This is a genomic window from Pseudoalteromonas sp. Angola-4, from assembly GCF_028599265.1.
GTDB lineage: Bacteria > Pseudomonadota > Gammaproteobacteria > Enterobacterales > Alteromonadaceae > Pseudoalteromonas > Pseudoalteromonas atlantica.
Genome location: NZ_JAQREK010000002.1, coordinates 106,831 through 123,535, shown reverse-complemented (window position 1 = coordinate 123,535; position 16,705 = coordinate 106,831). Strand labels below are relative to the sequence as shown.

Below are 16,705 nucleotides of genomic sequence, written 5' to 3'. Positions count from 1 at the left end.
AACACTAAGGAATTGTAATGGAACATTATATGAACGCGCTGCGTAGCTACGCAGATTTTTCAGGACGTAATCGCCGTAAAGCATTTTGGATGTTTTACTTAATAAATTTATTAATCAGCATAGTACTAGGTGTTGTTGATGAGCTAATGGGTGTAGCTGTAATTGGTACTGTCTATAGCTTGGCACTGTTAATTCCTCAATTGAGCGCTGGCGCACGCCGTTTACACGATACTGGCCGCTCTGGCTGGTGGCAGCTACTTTGGTTAGTGCCAATCATTGGCTGGATTGTTATAATTGTATTCCTTGCGCAAGACTCACATGAAGGTGAGAACGATTATGGCCCAAATCCAAAAGAGTTAGCGGCTGAACCTGTTTCTGTATAAATAATACGCTAACATTAAAAAAGCTCAGCAATTGCTGAGCTTTTTTGTACTTATGATTTTTTAAACTGTTAACTTAAAAAGTAAAGCCCGTAACCAACAACTAAAGCAGGTATAGAGGTATACAAGGTAGCAATTACAGCCGCTTTTGGCGCCATTGCAATGGCAGGAAACAACGCATCGCCATCATTTGAAATCGCATTAGCAGCTAATGCACTAAAAGGAATAATGCCCTGTATATAAAGCGTGGTTACAATTATTTGTGGCCCACAGCCAGGTAAAAAACCAATGACGACTGCAATTAACGGTGCTAAATAGGCGTAGTGCATAAACCAGGTTTTTAAATCAAGGCCTACCACACTGACTAATATTTCAAACAGCATGAACGAAGCCACCACCCAAGCAGTTACAAAATGGGTATCTTGTAATACTTTTATAAGCTTTGAAGGCGGATTACATTCATCCTCTTCAGAGGTAATTTCTTTATAGGTTTCACCTTTAGAAGAGTAGGCCCAAATAACAACCGTAAACAGTGCCATTGCTGCACCAAATAAGCTAATACCGGTGCTGGTATATTGACCAAATTGGTTAAAGTCCACATTAAAGGCAATAAAAAACGCAATGATTAAACTTGGAATAATGGCAAACATCCACACAGGTTTGCTAATTTTTATTATTTTAGTGGGCAAAACTTTTACTTGGTGTTTTTGCTCTTGTGCGCTGGGACGTAAAAAATCAGGTTTGTGAATTGCATTAACTATTAATCCACACAGTGTGCCTACCACTAAACCTATAGCCATTATTGTTAAACCTTCAGTGGGGCGCGTAGCAAGCAGTAAAAAAGCAGCATCTCCCATCGTGGCGGTAAGTACAGCAACAATAGCCCCAAAGCTTGCTTGGCCTTTAGTGTATTGAGTAACCACAATAATTGCACCACCACAGCCGGGTAAAGCGCCAAGAACGGATGCAAACAGCACTTCAAGCGACTTAGATTTAGCGCTTAAGTAGCTCATTTCTAATTGAGGGATATGTTCTATTGCGTAGTAGTAAATAAGTAACGTAGCCGCTACAAATACACTAACCTGAAAAAACGCATCACTGAGAGCAGTAATGGTTATTTCGCGAAGACTAGGAACAGCTAAACATACCAATAAAAAAAGTGGTAGGAGTAAACGTTTATTTTGGCTAACAAACCGTTTGGAAGCTGGCGTAATAAATCCTATTTGAGAGAGTAAAATCATAAGTGTGCCCCAGTTTTAGTTTAACTAGGACACACTGTATACACTTTGCAAATGATAATCAATATCATTTGCATCTATTTAAATCGATAGCTCAGTTTGAGTTTTTCGATGGTAAATAACCTACGCTCAGGCTAAATACATTATTTGCGTTGAAACTCTGAGTTTTCGTACCATGCTGGCCATTGTGCTTGCTCAGAAATATCAAAGCCTACTTTATAAAACAATTGTAAGTCTTGCACCGCACCCGATAAATCCCACTCATCGCGGTATCTGTCACAGGGTTGATGGTAGCAACCACGTAGCACTAAGCTCATACGTTTACGATAATTTGCTGTATCCTCATCAGCAGCAACAGTACCGCCGCCTGCATACATAGCCGGAATACCCATGTTTGCAAATGCAAAATGATCAGAGCGGTAATAACCACCTGATGATGGTTTAGGGTCGCCCGCTATTGTTCTACCTTGCTCTTTTGCTGCTTTGGCTAGTAGGTCGTCCATTTGCGACTTACCTAAACCTACTACGTTCATGTCTTTTACTCTACCTAATAAGTTTAGGCTATCCATGTTTATATTGGCGACTGTTTTATCGGCAGCAATAACTGGGTTAGCAGCGTAGTATTTAGATCCAAGTAAGCCTTGCTCTTCAGCCGTAACAGCTAAAAATGTCATTGAGCGTGTAGGGTGCTTTGGTAGCTTAGTAAATGCCTCTGCAACCTCAATTAGCCCCGCAGTGCCTGTGGCGTTATCGTGTGCCCCATTATAAATTTGGTCGCCCTTACGGGTTGTATCTGTACCTAGGTGATCCCAATGCGCTGAATAAATAACATGTTCATCCGCTTTTTCGCTACCCGGCAACGTTGCAATAAAGTTATACGACACCGATTTTTTAATTGTATTTTTAACATTAACCGATGCAGTTAAATCGCCCATGTCAACGTTATACGCACCTTTAGCTGCATTGGCTTTTGCAGTCTCAAAATCAAGACCCGCCTTAGCAAATAACTCTTTAGCTACATCAGTGGTTACCCAGCCTTCAACCGCAACGCGGTCCATATTGTTGTTCTCTTTTTGAAAACCAAACTGCTCACCGCTCCACGAGTTTTCAACCACTGACCACGGGTATGACGCAGGGGCTGTTTCGTGAATGATGATAGCACCGGCTGCACCTTGACGACTCGCTTCTTCATATTTATAAGTCCAGCGGCCGTAGTAGGTCATTGCATCGCCGGTAAATAACGTAGGATCTTTTGTAGCAAAACCCGGATCGTTAACAAGCATTACAACAGTTTTGCCTTTTACGTCTAGGCCTTCGTAATCGTTCCAGTTATATTCAGGGGCATTTACACCGTAACCTACGAAGGCAAGCTCTGAATTTTCAATCCCTTCTTGTGCGCTAATGCGGCTACTGCCCATAACCATGTCTTTTTTGTATTGATAATCTTTACCACCAATACTTAATACCATATTTGAATCAGCTTCTAATGAAACAAGCGGCACTTCTTGTAAAAAGCTATCACCATTACCAGGTTCAAACCCTAATGCTTTAAATTGTGTAGTTAAGTAATCAAGCGTTAACTTTTCACCTTCAGATGAAGGCGCTCTACCGCCAAATTCATCAGAGGCAAGCACTTTAATGTGCGCTGCAAGTTCATCTGCTTTAATACTGTTGTAACCATTTGTTACATCGGTAGGTGTAATACTTGTTGTTGCACAGCCAGCTAACACAGCGCCAGCAATCAGTGTGAGAGAGAAATATCGTTTCATAGTAGCTCTATTCTTGTTCTAAGATGTGATTAGTATATTAACTTCTATTAATTAGAACCAGTTTTTGCGGTAAACTGCCCGCAAATTAACAGCATAAATTGTTAAAGGTATAAATGAAGCGCTTTACTCCGCCCGAGCAATGGCAAGTTAGTAGTTTGAAAAGCGGTGCGTTTGAGCACTTACGAACACTGTTTAATATTGATAAACAAACTGATTGGCCAACCCCCGATTGGTTCACTGTGTATTTGAATGCCATTAATGCTAATAACCTGCCAATAACGTTTGAAGACGATGCAAACGTTGATTTTGGTGAGCGCTATTACGAGCAAGTCATTTTTGAAACTGGCGTAGTGCCTACACGTAGTAAAAATTGGCACGACTTATTTGGTGGCTTTATTTGGTGTTTGTTTCCAAAAACTAAGGCGCTTATTAATCAGCGCCACGTGCAAGAAATAGCGCAACATGGCTTAAAGCAACGTACTAAACATCGTAATGCACTCACATTATTTGACGAGTGCGGCGTGGTGCTTGCCATTAGTGATACTAAGTGGCAAACGCTTTTAACAGACCATCAATGGAAAACTGCATTTATAACTCACCGAGAAGAGTGGGGCAAAACAATACAACCTTTTATGTTTGGCCACGCTAATTATGAAATGCTTACAAAACCCTATATTGGTTTAACGGGTAAAGCGTTATTTGTAAGTGTACCGGATGAAATATTTTGTAAAGATTTAGTTACTCAATATCAGTACCTAGACCAAGTACTTTATGAGAAGATAAAAATAGAGCATTGCTTAGCCGATAACAAACAGCTTTCTCCATTGCCATTATTAGGTGTACCAGGGTGGCATGACGCAAATGAGAATGAATCGTTCTATGATAATACCGACTACTTTAGAGCTAAACGAAGGATACGAAAATGATAGAAGTCGCAGGGCTTAAAAAAAAGTTTAAGTTAACCAAGGATCATAAAAAAAATAAAGTTGATGATATAGACCCGCGTGAAGATAAAGATTTTTTTCATTCTGTAAGAGATGTCAGCTTTCAATGTGCAAAAGGTGAAGTGTTAGGGTTACTTGGCCCTAATGGCGCGGGTAAAACTACTACATTGCGTATGCTCTCAACTGCACTTAAGCCCGATGAAGGCACAATAACTATTGCCGGCAACGACATAATTAAAAAGCCGTTAGTAGGGCGCAAGTCTATTGGTTTTTTATCCGGTTCAACTGGTTTGTATGGTCGTCTGACCGTTAAAGAAAATATTGAATACTTTGCAAAGCTTCATGGAATGAACAAAGAGCAAATAGCGGCTCGTTGTGAAGAGCTTTTTACTTTGCTCGACATGCATAAATTTATTGATAAACGTGCAGAAAACTTATCTACCGGCATGAAGCAAAAAGCTAATATTGCCCGTGCTGTGGTACATCACCCAGAAGTGGTGGTACTCGATGAGCCAACAACAGGCCTTGATATCATGACCACACAAACAGTGATCAACTTTATAAAAGGCTTAAAGGCGCAAGGCACGCCTGTTATTTTTTCAACGCACCATTTAGATGAAGTGGCCCTTTTATGTGACCGTGTTGCGGTAATTAATGAAGGCGTAAGCTGCTTTGATGGCACACTTGCTGAATTCAAACAGGCAGGTAATAGTGAAGAGCTAAACCAAGCGTTTATGAATATTTTAACGGAGAAACACGATGTTTGAAGTTTTTAAAAAGGAATTAACAGAACTCTTACGCGATAAAAAAACCTTGTTGTTTGTAGTCGCTCTACCCGTTGCGGTGTTTCCCTTATTATTTGCCGTTATGGCGTTTATTAGCTCTCAAGCGGCACTCGATGCTGAACAAAAGGTACATACCTACGCCATTATTAATGGCGACTACGCGCCAGAATTTACCGAAAAAGTGTTTTATCATAAAAGCTTTGAACTTTATAAAGGTGCTAAAACCTTTAATAGCATCGAAGAGCTAAAAGAAGGGGTAATCGCAGGTGATATAGACATGGGTATATATTTACCCACTAACGCTAAACAAGCCTTAAATGATGCCCAGCAAAGTAAGTGGGAAGTGGTATTTAATGATGCTAAATCTATCAACTTTTTATTTCAGCGTGTAAAAGAGCTCGCCAAAGAATATAGCGATGCATTACAAACAGAAAAATTAATCAGTTTTGGTATTGAAAAAGAAGCTCATTTAGCACTTTTAACCCCTATTGAAGTAGTAAAGGTTGATACCGCCGATAAACGTGAAAACTTAGGTGAAAAACTAGGTGGCTTTTTGCCCTACCTACTTATTCCCATAGTTCTTATGGGTGCTACGTACCCAGCAATAGATTTAGGTGCAGGTGAAAAAGAGCGCGGTACATTAGAAACCTTATTGCTTACACCTATTACGCGTACCGAGCTTGTACTAGGCAAATTTATAACCTTACTGACCACCTCAATTGCATCAACAACTATAACTGTACTCAGTATGGGCGGGTGGATAGCGGTAGCCCTTGCATTTGCAGACCTAGAAGTAATTAAAACAGCATTTAGCTCATTAGCGGTAAGCGATTTATTAATGATTTTTGTATTGTTACTACCTATTGCCGCGATATTCTCAGCATTGGCGTTAGCAATATCTATTTATGCTCGTACATTTAAAGAAGCTCAAAACTACATGGCACCATTGAGTATGGGGGTGTTTTTTCCCATCATTGTATCCATTATGCCTAATGTAGAGCTAACAGCTAAAACTGCTTTTATTCCTGTTACTAATGTTGCGCTCGCAATTAAAGAAATTGTTAAAGGCACGGTAGATTACACCCTTGTAGGCTTAATATTTTTAGCAACAGCTATTATAGCTGGGGCATTACTTGCTTTTTGTGTTAAGTGGTTTAACCGCGAAGACGTATTATTTAGATAGTTTAAGGTTTTATAAACGGGCAGGGTATTGCCTTGCTCGTTTACTTTTACTACCCATTACTGTTATCGCTTATAATTTTTTTATTTGCCGTCTATATTAATTTGTATGTTTTTTAGAATGGTATTCATCTTAAATTAACACTGCTTTTTAATAGTAATACTAAGTGATTGGTTTAGAGTATTTGTTCAAACTTTAATTACACTTTTTTAAGTAACTAATTATTTTTACTTCTATTTTTTATCAAATAATCCTCTATAATCTAACCTAGAAAATAGTGAGGAGTGAGGGTTCAATGCTAAAAAGGAATGTATTTATAACAGCAGCAAAAGGTAATAAATTATTACTGGTTGCCATTATTGTTTTTTTAGTTATTGCATTGCCTTCGGTATATGTGTTTGAAAAAAAAGTACGCGCAGAGATATATAACGATGCACGTAATGAACTCAATCGTGAGCTTGAAACAAAAGCCGCGTCTTTAAAAAATCATTTAAACGACAGTATTACCGCTATTCGCTTTTTAAACGCCACTCCACCTATTCAAGGTATATCTAGAGCGACCGACAACCAATTAATCGACCCATTATTACAAACCCCAATTGCTGTATGGCAAGACCGCCTTGCTGATATTTTTAGCGGGTTTATGCAAACCGACGATTCTATTTTGCAAGCACGTTACATTATGCTTGCTGAAAATGGCCAAGAGATAGTACGTGTAGACCGCTTTTTAGGTGACATAATTAGGCTAGAGGGCGCACAACTGCAAAAAAAAGGCGGGCGAGACTACGTACTTAAAGCCAGCATGCTTGATGAAAAAAGCGTGTATATATCGCCTATTAACTACAACCGCGAAAACGGTGAAATACAAAAACCCTTTGTGAGTACATACCGCGTAGCTAAGCCTGTTTTTGATCATTTAAAGCAAGTGTTTGCAATTTTAGTGACAAACTACTCCGCAGATAAGTTATTTGAAAGTTTAACGTTTGAACTTCCACCTGGGATTAATATTTATTTGCTTAATAATGAAAGCGAATTTTTATACCACCCAAACCCTGATTTACGGTTTGGCTTTGAATTTAACCAAGCCAAAACCTGGAGCGATGAATTTAGCCCCACACAAAACATGAACTCTCACGAAACATTGTTAATAGGTGATGCGCCAAAACAGTACTTTTTAAATAAACGAGTAAGTTTTGAAGGCGATATTGCCATGCTGCCGTTAGAGATGGCCGTTTCTATTGATTCTGAAACCTTGTTGGAACGCGTTGCAAAAAGGCGCGAAAGTTTTATTGCCATCACCGCCACATTTTTTACTATATTTATAATTATAACGCTGTTATATCAGCGTTATATTAATCGCAAGCTGCTTATACACTCTTTAACAGAGCAAAATAATAAAGTGATTGAAAATTCACTCGACGCTATTTTTACCATAGACAGTGATGAAACCATTATTCACTGTAATCAAACGGCTAAAAAAGTTTTTGCAAGTAGGCTAGGTAATGACAACACCCGCTTTAGTAACTTATTTACCCTTGCAGATGAAGATAAAAACTGCATTAGTGAAACCATAGAGCATGGCTCTAAAATGCCATTTGAAGCGGTTTATACTGGTGATGATGGCAATAAAGAATATTATTCAATCACGCTTACCAGCGTATTTGATGTATTTAGCAATCGTTACCAGGTTGCTGCTATTTTGCGTAATATCAGCTCGTTAAAGCACACTCAATCACAGTTACAGGGTTTAAATAGCACGTTAGAGTTAAAGGTATCTCAGCGTACTGTTGAACTTGAGCGAGCGATTGACCAAGCCCTTGCCGCAAGCCAAGCAAAAAGTGACTTTGTAGCCAATATTTCCCACGAAATACGCACACCCATGAACGGTGTTTTAGGCATGCTTGAAATGCTTAAAGAAGACAGCCTCAATGAGCAACAGCAACACTATTTAAAATTAGCCAATAGCAGTGCACATTCGTTAATGAGTTTAATTAACGATATTTTAGATTTTTCTAAAATTGAAGCGGGCAAACTAGATATTGATAATCACTCGTTTGATGTTATCTCTGTCTGTAGCGATATGATCAATTCAATTGCGCTGCAGGGCCAACGTAAAGGGTTAGAGGTCTTTTTAAATACCCAAAACGTGGTTGATAGAATGGTTATTGGTGATAGCCATCGCCTTAAGCAAATTTTAATTAATTTAATAAATAATGCGTTTAAGTTTACGCATAAAGGCGAAGTAAGTTTAACCTTAAACTCTAAATACATTACCGACAGTAAAATTTTAATGAGCTTTATAATTAAAGACACCGGTATTGGTATTGCCCCTGAAAACATCGATAAACTGTTCGATGTGTTTACCCAAGAAGATTCAAGCACTACGCGCCATTTTGGTGGCACCGGTTTAGGGTTATCTATATGTAAAAAATTGGCGCAATTAATGGGCGGTAATATCACCGTTAGCAGTGAAAAGGGCGTAGGCAGCACCTTTATTGCCACGGTAGAGTTACATGTGGCGCAACAGCAAAAACTTAATACCGGCATTGAGCTTTCTAAAGAGGTCAGTGTAGCGGCGCTTATTGCGCGCGATAACGTATTTAAAAATGTATGCGGATTATTAACTCAAACCTGTAAAATTCAGCCGAGCCATATTACAAGGCTCGACTACTTTAGTGAACACAGCGAATTTGATGCCGATTTACTGATTATTGATGACGAACACCCGCAAGTTAATGCGCTAATAAGCTACTGCGAAAAGGCAGATAAAAAATATGTGCTTATATTGCGAGACATGGTGGTTAATAAGCAATCTAAAAAGGTGTTTCCTGAGCATAGCCACATTTTGCACAAACCACTTACGCAAGATCAATTTACCTATAAGCTAGGCAGTATTTTTGGCGCTAATAATGAGTTTGTTTTAACCGCGCCTAAACAAGCAAACGACGTAGAGCCAGAGCCTGAGTTGTCTAAATATCATGTATTATTGGTAGACGACAACATGATTAACATTGAGGTAGCGAAGGCTATTTTAAAACGCACAGGGATAAAAATTACCTGTGCAAGTGATGGTATAGAAGCACTCTCGGCCCTTAAATTTAATCAAGAGCAACCGTTTGACTTAATTTTAATGGATTGCCAAATGCCTAACCTAGATGGCTACGATACCACCAGCGAGATAAGAAATGCTAAAGCTGGGGTTGAGTATATTAGCATTCCAATTATTGCCATGACCGCAAGTGCAATGGAAGGCGATAGAGAGCGTTGCATTACCGCTGGCATGAATGATTATATTACCAAGCCAATAAAGCCTAAAACGCTTAAAAATAGGCTGCTAACCTGGTTAAACTAAATGAGCTAAGTCAGCAGTTAAGCTGCTGACTTACTTGGTTTGGTATCAGTTTGAATAGGTTTAACTAAGCTGGTTACATCGGCTGTATCAAGTACTTTTTGCGTATCAGACCAATGCAACAGCTCTATTTTACCGTTTGGTTGCTCAACTAATGCGGTACAGCTTTCAATCCAATCACCATCATTACAATACACTATACCATCTACGACTTTAATTTTAGGGTGATGGATGTGTCCGCAAATGATTCCATCGACTTTTTGTTTTTTTGCCTCATGTATAGCGGCATCTTCAAAAGCTGCAATGGCTTCACGGGCTTTATGAACGCGTGCTTTTATCCATGCAGCAAGCGAATAGTAGTTACCGCCAAACACTTTACGAACTCGGTTAGTCCAACGATTTAAAAACAGCAGTAAGTCGTAACCTGCATCGCCTGCAATACTAATGAGCTTGTTGTAGCGGGTTGCCGAGTCAAAGTCATCACCGTGGATCAGTAAAAAGCGTTTATTGGCTTTTGTGGTATGAATAAACTGCTGGTGGACCTCTACACCAAATAAAGTTTGATTTATGTAGTGGCGAAAGGTCTCGTCGTGGTTACCAGGTATGTATATTACACGGGTGCCATCAAGTGCTTTTTGTTGTATACAACTAAGCACTTGGTAATGAGATGGGTGCCAATAAAAACTGCGCTTCATCGACCACAAATCAACAATATCACCCACTAAATAAAGCGTATCGCATTCAATTGAATTTAAAAAATCTAATAAATAGTCGGCTCTACAGTCTTTATACCCTAAATGTACATCCGATATCCAAACGGCTGGATAATGTTGTTTTTTACGCTGTTGATTGTTTGTCATGCCCGTCATCCATAGTGTAATAATTAAACACTGTAGATAAATCTAATGACACTTATGAGACACTTTAGCGAAGCCTCCATGACAATTTATATCAAACCAGCTAATTAAAGTTTATTGTTATGGAAAGGAGATTAGGTGACTAGCTTTTATATATATTACCATTAAACGCGCATAATAAAGGCCGCATGTTTAAATGCGGCCTTATAGTTTGTTTTAAGCGTAGGTGTTATTAACCTTTAACAGCCGCTTTAATAGTCTCTATTGCGGTGTCTAAATCAACCATTAACTTTTCACCTGTGCGGCGATTTTTAAGCTCAACCTTATTTTCATCAAGGTTACGCTCACCAATCACTAAAGTATAAGGTACACCCATTAATTCCATGTCGTTAAACATAACGCCAGGGCGCTCTTTACGATCATCAAATAAAACATCTAGGCCTGCATCTTTTAAACCTTGGTATAGATTATTAGCAATATCAGGAATACGATGAGACTTATGCATGTTCATTGGCACAATAGCTAAATCAAATGGGGCAATAGATTGTGGCCAAATAATACCGTAATCATCATTATTTTGCTCAATAGCCGCTGCCACAATGCGCGAAACACCAATACCGTAACAACCCATAGTCATTACTTGGTTTTTACCCGACTCGCTCAGTACGCCTGCTTTCATGGCTTCTGAGTACTTAGTACCAAGTTGGAAAATATGACCAACTTCAATACCGCGTTTAATTTGTAAAGTGCCTTGTCCACACGGGCTCGGATCGCCTTCAACAATGTTACGAATATCAGCAACTTGATATTCTTTAACATCGCGATCCCAGTTAATTCCACTAAAGTGCTCGTCATCTTTATTAGCACCGGCAACAAAATCTGCCATTACATTAGCAGTTCTGTCTACAATAATTGGCATTGATAAACCCACCGGGCCAAGTGAGCCTGGCTTTGCACCAATAGCCGCAACAATGTCAGCCTCAGTGGCCATTTCAAGTGGAGAGTCTACAAGAGGGTGCTTTTCAGCCTTTAATTCGTTTAACTCGTGATCGCCACGTAGTACAAGCGCAACTAAACCACGTTGTTCGTTTTCATCTGGCGTACCGTAAACAATTAATGTTTTAACACCGCGGTGTGGTTTAACGCCGTAGTGCTTTTTAAGCTCGCTAATGGTTTTAGCATCTGGTGTAGGAAACGCTTTAAGCTCTTTAGATGGCTCAGGACGACTTTGAGTTGGAGCTAACGCTTCTGCTTTTTCGATGTTAGCTGCATAATCGCTTGCATCACTAAAGGCAATCGCGTCTTCACCTGATTCAGCAAGTACATGAAACTCATGTGATAAGCTACCACCAATAGAGCCCGTATCAGCAAGTACTGGGCGGTATTCTAAGTTTAAGCGTTCAAAAATATTACAGTACGCTTTGTGCATTACTTTATATGTGGCATCTAAACACGCTTCACTTAAATGAAATGAATACGCATCTTTCATCGTAAATTCACGTGCACGCATTACACCAAAGCGTGGGCGTCTTTCATCGCGCACTTTAGTTTGTACTTGGTACAAAGTAACAGGCAGTTGTTTATAGCTGCTAATCTCTTTGCGAACAAAATCTGTAATTACTTCTTCATGCGTAGGACCTAGCGCAAACTCACGGTTATGGCGGTCGTTAAAGCGCACAAGTTCAGGACCAAATTGCTCCCAACGGCCAGACTCTTGCCATAAATCAGCAGGCTGAATAACCGGCATCAACATTTCTATTGCGCCTGCTTTATCCATTTCTTCACGAACAATATTTTCTACTTTACGAAGCACGCGTAAACCAGAGGGTAACCATGTATATAAACCCGAAGCGACGCGACGGATCATACCGGCTCTAAGCATTAATTGATGCGAAACAATTTCAGCATCTGATGGCGTTTCTTTAAGTGTTGCGAGTATATATTGACTGGTACGCATGATTTTTCCGAAATTAAGTAATATGTTCTTTTTAATAGGGCGCTAAGTTTACCAGCGCTTGCTTTTACACTAAAGCGCTAACTGCACTTTTTAGTTATTTTCTATACTTGTTACTAAGTTATGCTCGCCGTTAACCTGCCAGCGTATATTATAATTATACAGAGTCATACCATAACTTTGCTCGCCTTGTTTTTGTTTTTTATAGGCAGGGCGTGGGTCTTGTTTTAGTACATTAGCAATAAAATCTTCAAGCTCAGGATAGTGTGTTTGCTTGGCAATAAAATCAATAGCCTCGGGTGAAAACGCGACACTCATTTGTGTTTCTGGTCGGGTATCGGCAAAACCGGCACTGGCGTCATGCATTGCATCTGAATACGGTAAGTAAGGCTTTATATCGACAATAGGCGTGCCATCGAGTAAATCTATACCAGCAAGCAGTAAACTAAGTTGGCCGTTTTTATACTCAACACCTTCAAGTTTTACAGCGCTCATCCCAATGGCATTGGGTCTAAATGTGGCGCGCGTTGCAAAAACGCCTTTGCGCTCATTACCGCCTAAACGTGGTGGGCGCACCATAGCTGAATAGCCTTTATCGGCGGTTTCATGAAACCTAAACAACAGCCAAATATGGCTAAACTCTTCAATACCACGGACAAATTCTTCACGATTAAACTCAGCAGTAAAAATAAGTTTGGCTTTAGCTTGAGGCACTAAACGTGGCTGCCTAGGTATTGCAAACTTTTGTTTATAAGGGGATTGAATGTGGCCAACAGCCGAAATGCTATAATCGCTCATAATGCTCAGTTAACTAAAAAATAGGGCGCTATTCTACCTCTATTTAGTATTTATAGCAGTACAGTTAATGCGTTATATTTTAGACTAGCTGGTTTAATTGGGTATTAGACTAAGCGGTTTAAAATATAGCGATTAGTGTTTATTCCAATTTGCTAAATTAAGTGGAGCTATTTTGAGGCTGGAGCGACACGTTTAGCGCCGCAAAATTATTAACTATTATTGCGGATGGATATTATGTATAAACAACAAAAAGGTGAGCACATGGCTCACCCTTAAGTGTTTTAAATGCTAATTAAAACATGTATTGTATTGATACTGATGCAACATCCATTTCAGGGTCAATTTCATCATCTAGTTCGTAGCGTTCGTACTCTAAGCGCATTTGAACATTGTTAGAAAATGCGTATTGAATACCTGCGCCGTAAAACACATCGCCGCCGTCTTGTGATGCTGAAATGCTACCAACAGGAAGCTCTTGCTCTACATCTGCATCCCATTCAAACCAACCACCTTTAGCATATACTGAAAAGCTTTCAGAAAGCGGAGCCGCTAAAATAGCTGCTAATGACACACCATCAACTTCTGCTTTGCTGTCGATGTCGCTCACTTCATCAAAGTTTTGATAAGCTAACTCAACACTAAAGTGTTCGTTAAATTGTGTACCAATGTAACCTTTTAGCATTTGTGCATCGTCATCAAATTCAGTGTCGTTTTCGCTGTCTTCAAATTCAAATGAGTATTGGCCATAACCAACACCTGTATAAATACGAGGAGAATCAAAATCCGTAATGTCAGCGTGTGCTGCAGAGTTAAAACCCAGTGTTGCTAAAGCAATTGCAGAAAGAGAAAGTGTTTTAATCATTGTATAGCTCCTTTAAAAAAATAATAAATGTTTGATTTAACTTATCAAACGACAATTAGTTATTTGCAGTGAGCATGCCAACAATAGGCTGTGGTTACAAAATAGCCGTAAAAACGACTTATACGGCATTTTTACGGCTATTTTGTATTTTTTATAAGCAGGGTGAACTTTTTTAGTTTTTTGTTTTCTAAGTAAAGGTTGTACCTTTTACATGGTCTATGTGAATTTTACATTGTACTTTTATACTTTATGAAGCAAATTTTCTGTCTCAATTGCAATTTGTTTCATTTTAATAGCGTAGTTTTCCAATTTAATATCTTCTTCTGTTTGTGCTTTAAAAGCAGGAACCTCTACCGGGTAACCTGTTTCGTCCATTGCTACAAAGCTAATAACACAGTGGTTTGTTTCTACCATGTTTTGAGTTTTAGGATCGCCACACCGTACCTGAATAAATATCTGCATACTTGTTGACCCTGTATGCGCAATTTTTGCTTCAACTTCGACAATTTGCCCAACCAAAATAGGGCGTCTAAATTTAACCCCAGCAACAGAAACAGTAACACAATAATGGCCGCTCCAACCTGCAGCGCAGGCATAACCCGCTTGGTCAATCCATTTCATGACCACACCACCATGAACCTTCCCACCAAAATTTACATCGGTAGGCTCTGCTAAAAAACGAAATACAACATTTGACGACGGCATATTAAATACTCACTTTATGAAACTTACCTATGAGCATACCGTAAAAAAGGGGCCGAAGCCCCTGCAATTTAGGATAGGTTTATAATTTATATGTAAAAGATAGGTTTTTAATGCACCTTTGTGCATAAAATAGTTACATATTAGGGTAGTTTGGCCCGCCAGCACCTTCGGGTGTTACCCACGTAATGTTTTGGCTTGGGTCTTTTATGTCGCAAGTTTTACAATGCACACAGTTTTGAGCATTAATCACAAACTGATCTTCACCTTCAATTTGTTGCACTTCGTATACCCCTGCAGGGCAATAGCGCTGTGCGGGCTCGTCAAACTTTACTAAATTAACCGCAATAGGAATGGCGGGATCTTTAAGCTTTAAATGGCAAGGCTGCGACTCTTCATGGTTAGTATTAGATAAAAACACGCTAGAGAGCTTATCAAAGCTAAGTAGGCCATCAGGCTTAGGGTAGTCAATGTGAGGGCTGTTAGCTGCATCTTTTAGCGTGTCGTAATCGGGCGTGTTGTCTTTAAAGGTAAAGGGCAGTGCACCGTTGAAGATGTTTTGATCAAGGGTATTATACGCACCCCCAGCAAACTTACCTAAGGTATGCATAGCGGGGCCAAAATTACGCGATTGGTAAAGCTCTTTATAAGCCCAAGAATTTTCAAACGCGTTGTTATAATCAGCTAAATCAGTATTAGCTTGGCCATTTTGGAGTGCTTTAAAAATAACGTCTGCCGCCACCATGCCTGATTTCATTGCGGTATGGTTACCTTTAATTTTGGCAAAATTGAGTGTACCGGCATCGCAACCTATTAATAAGCCACCAGCAAAATGCATTTTTGGCAGCGAGTGAAGGCCGCCTTTTGCAATTGCACGGGCGCCATAGGCAATGCGTTCACCCCCTTCAAGGGTTTGCTTAAAAACAGGGTGGTGTTTCATTCGTTGAAACTCATCAAACGGGCTTAAATGCGGGTTAGAATAATTTAAATCAACAATTAACCCTACAACCACTTGATTGTTATCGCAGTGATACATAAAAGAGCCGCCATTGGTATCGCCACTTAGCGGCCAGCCCGTACCATGCACTACTTTACCTTGCTGGTGCTTACTGGCATCTATTTGCCAAATCTCTTTAAAGCCTAAGCCATAGTGCTGTGGTGACACATCTTTATCAAGCGCAAACTCGTTGATAAGCTGCTTACCTAAATGGCCGCGACACCCCTCAGCAAATACAGTGTATTTAGCGCGAAGTTCCATACCTGGCATATAACCATCTTTTTCATTGCCGTCTTTATCAACGCCCATATCGCCTGTAATAATGCCTTTAACGGTGTCTTGCTCAATAATTAAAGAGTGAGCGCTAAAGCCTGGGAATATTTCAACGCCTAAATTTTCAGCTTGCTCGGCAAGCCATCGGCACACATTGCCCATAGAAACAATGTAATTACCTTCATTATGAAATGTTTTAGGGGTCGCAAAGCGAGGGAGAGTAGTGGCTTTTTCGCTGTTATTAAACCAATAAATTTCATCCTGTGTCACTTGTGTAGTGACGGGAGCGCCAAGCTCTTGCCAGTTAGGCAAAAGCTCATCTAAGGCTTTGGTTTCAAATACAGCACCTGAAAGAATATGCGCGCCTACCTCGGAGCCTTTTTCTACCACACAGATAGTTTGTTCTTGTTGTTTTTCTTGCGCTAGCTGTGCGAGCTTAATAGCACTGGCAAGGCCCGCTGGGCCCGCACCTACAATAACTACATCAAATTCCATGGTTTCACGTTCGACCATAATAACCTCTTAATCAATGACGGGCTTAGCTAAATTAGATAAGCAATGCAGCCTTTTTAATACTTGCACATTAAATGTTACAGGCTGTGAATACTTTAAGGTTA

13 protein-coding genes are annotated in these 16,705 nt (G+C 39.7%); 5 read left to right on the top strand and 8 right to left on the bottom strand.

The genetic code is table 11. The features are described 5' to 3' along the window. Window positions 1–17 precede the first annotated feature (17 nt). Entirely contained in the window at window positions 18–383 is a 366-nt protein-coding gene (locus tag PSH48_RS02985; protein WP_273602616.1) for a DUF805 domain-containing protein, read from the top strand. Between the two features lie 68 nt (window positions 384–451). On the opposite strand, the gene PSH48_RS02980 is transcribed toward PSH48_RS02985, so the two are convergent. Both PSH48_RS02980 and PSH48_RS02975 read right to left on the bottom strand, forming a co-directional pair. Continuing rightward, window positions 452–1,621 (bottom strand): putative manganese transporter, encoded by a 1,170-nt coding sequence (locus PSH48_RS02980; protein WP_273610879.1) that lies wholly within the window; start codon window positions 1,619–1,621, stop codon window positions 452–454. Window positions 1,622–1,761: 140 nt separating this feature from the next. Then, the gene (locus tag PSH48_RS02975; protein WP_273610878.1) at window positions 1,762–3,387 is read right to left on the bottom strand and encodes a M28 family metallopeptidase; all 1,626 of its coding nucleotides are present in this window, start codon (window positions 3,385–3,387) and stop codon (window positions 1,762–1,764) included. Window positions 3,388–3,500: 113 nt separating this feature from the next. Between PSH48_RS02975 and PSH48_RS02970 the strand changes: the two genes are divergently transcribed. The 4 genes from PSH48_RS02970 (at window position 3,501) to PSH48_RS02955 (ending at window position 9,648) form a co-directional block, all read left to right on the top strand. Continuing rightward, window positions 3,501–4,313, top strand: a complete 813-nt coding sequence (locus PSH48_RS02970; protein ID WP_273610877.1) for a DUF3025 domain-containing protein — start codon at window positions 3,501–3,503, stop codon at window positions 4,311–4,313. Further along, window positions 4,310–5,098: an ABC transporter ATP-binding protein gene (locus tag PSH48_RS02965; protein WP_024033559.1), complete on the top strand. Its 789-nt coding sequence runs from the start codon at window positions 4,310–4,312 to the stop codon at window positions 5,096–5,098. The genes PSH48_RS02970 and PSH48_RS02965 overlap by 4 nt, the downstream gene beginning before the upstream one ends. Beyond that, window positions 5,091–6,299, top strand: coding sequence for an ABC transporter permease (locus PSH48_RS02960; protein ID WP_024033560.1), 1,209 nt, complete (start codon window positions 5,091–5,093; stop codon window positions 6,297–6,299). The genes PSH48_RS02965 and PSH48_RS02960 overlap by 8 nt, the downstream gene beginning before the upstream one ends. Before the next feature lie 292 nt (window positions 6,300–6,591). After that, a complete protein-coding gene (locus PSH48_RS02955; protein WP_273610876.1) occupies window positions 6,592–9,648 on the top strand; it encodes an ATP-binding protein in 3,057 nt (1,018 codons plus the stop codon). 17 nt (window positions 9,649–9,665) lie between these two features. On the opposite strand, the gene PSH48_RS02950 is transcribed toward PSH48_RS02955, so the two are convergent. The 6 genes from PSH48_RS02950 to PSH48_RS02925 all read right to left on the bottom strand — a co-directional run bounded on the left by PSH48_RS02950 (window position 9,666) and on the right by PSH48_RS02925 (window position 16,601). After that, a complete protein-coding gene (locus PSH48_RS02950; protein WP_029773612.1) occupies window positions 9,666–10,505 on the bottom strand; it encodes a UDP-2,3-diacylglucosamine diphosphatase in 840 nt (279 codons plus the stop codon). A gap of 229 nt (window positions 10,506–10,734) precedes the next feature. Further along, a complete protein-coding gene (locus tag PSH48_RS02945) occupies window positions 10,735–12,459 on the bottom strand; it encodes a proline--tRNA ligase (RefSeq protein ID WP_004586656.1) in 1,725 nt (574 codons plus the stop codon). Window positions 12,460–12,549: 90 nt separating this feature from the next. After that, entirely contained in the window at window positions 12,550–13,254 is a 705-nt protein-coding gene (tsaA, locus tag PSH48_RS02940; protein WP_029773613.1) for a tRNA (N6-threonylcarbamoyladenosine(37)-N6)-methyltransferase TrmO, read from the bottom strand. Window positions 13,255–13,546: 292 nt separating this feature from the next. After that, complete coding sequence (locus PSH48_RS02935; RefSeq protein WP_004586654.1) at window positions 13,547–14,116, bottom strand: outer membrane beta-barrel protein; 570 nt, start codon at window positions 14,114–14,116, stop codon at window positions 13,547–13,549. Window positions 14,117–14,356: 240 nt separating this feature from the next. Beyond that, a complete protein-coding gene (locus PSH48_RS02930; RefSeq protein WP_004586653.1) occupies window positions 14,357–14,821 on the bottom strand; it encodes an acyl-CoA thioesterase in 465 nt (154 codons plus the stop codon). Between the two features lie 133 nt (window positions 14,822–14,954). Further along, window positions 14,955–16,601 (bottom strand): electron transfer flavoprotein-ubiquinone oxidoreductase, encoded by a 1,647-nt coding sequence (locus PSH48_RS02925; RefSeq protein WP_273610875.1) that lies wholly within the window; start codon window positions 16,599–16,601, stop codon window positions 14,955–14,957. Window positions 16,602–16,705 lie beyond the last annotated feature (104 nt).

Bases quoted from the DNA above. Each gene is read 5' to 3' on its own strand.
- PSH48_RS02985 (WP_273602616.1), top strand. From the start codon at position 18: ATGGAACATTATATGAACGCGCTGCGTAGCTACGCAGATTTTTCAGGA.
- PSH48_RS02980 (WP_273610879.1), bottom strand. From the start codon at position 1,621: ATGATTTTACTCTCTCAAATAGGATTTATTACGCCAGCTTCCAAACGG.
- PSH48_RS02975 (WP_273610878.1), bottom strand. From the start codon at position 3,387: ATGAAACGATATTTCTCTCTCACACTGATTGCTGGCGCTGTGTTAGCT.
- PSH48_RS02970 (WP_273610877.1), top strand. From the start codon at position 3,501: ATGAAGCGCTTTACTCCGCCCGAGCAATGGCAAGTTAGTAGTTTGAAA.
- PSH48_RS02965 (WP_024033559.1), top strand. From the start codon at position 4,310: ATGATAGAAGTCGCAGGGCTTAAAAAAAAGTTTAAGTTAACCAAGGAT.
- PSH48_RS02960 (WP_024033560.1), top strand. From the start codon at position 5,091: ATGTTTGAAGTTTTTAAAAAGGAATTAACAGAACTCTTACGCGATAAA.
- PSH48_RS02955 (WP_273610876.1), top strand. From the start codon at position 6,592: ATGCTAAAAAGGAATGTATTTATAACAGCAGCAAAAGGTAATAAATTA.
- PSH48_RS02950 (WP_029773612.1), bottom strand. From the start codon at position 10,505: ATGACAAACAATCAACAGCGTAAAAAACAACATTATCCAGCCGTTTGG.
- PSH48_RS02945 (WP_004586656.1), bottom strand. From the start codon at position 12,459: ATGCGTACCAGTCAATATATACTCGCAACACTTAAAGAAACGCCATCA.
- tsaA (WP_029773613.1), bottom strand. From the start codon at position 13,254: ATGAGCGATTATAGCATTTCGGCTGTTGGCCACATTCAATCCCCTTAT.
- PSH48_RS02935 (WP_004586654.1), bottom strand. From the start codon at position 14,116: ATGATTAAAACACTTTCTCTTTCTGCAATTGCTTTAGCAACACTGGGT.
- PSH48_RS02930 (WP_004586653.1), bottom strand. From the start codon at position 14,821: ATGCCGTCGTCAAATGTTGTATTTCGTTTTTTAGCAGAGCCTACCGAT.
- PSH48_RS02925 (WP_273610875.1), bottom strand. From the start codon at position 16,601: ATGGTCGAACGTGAAACCATGGAATTTGATGTAGTTATTGTAGGTGCG.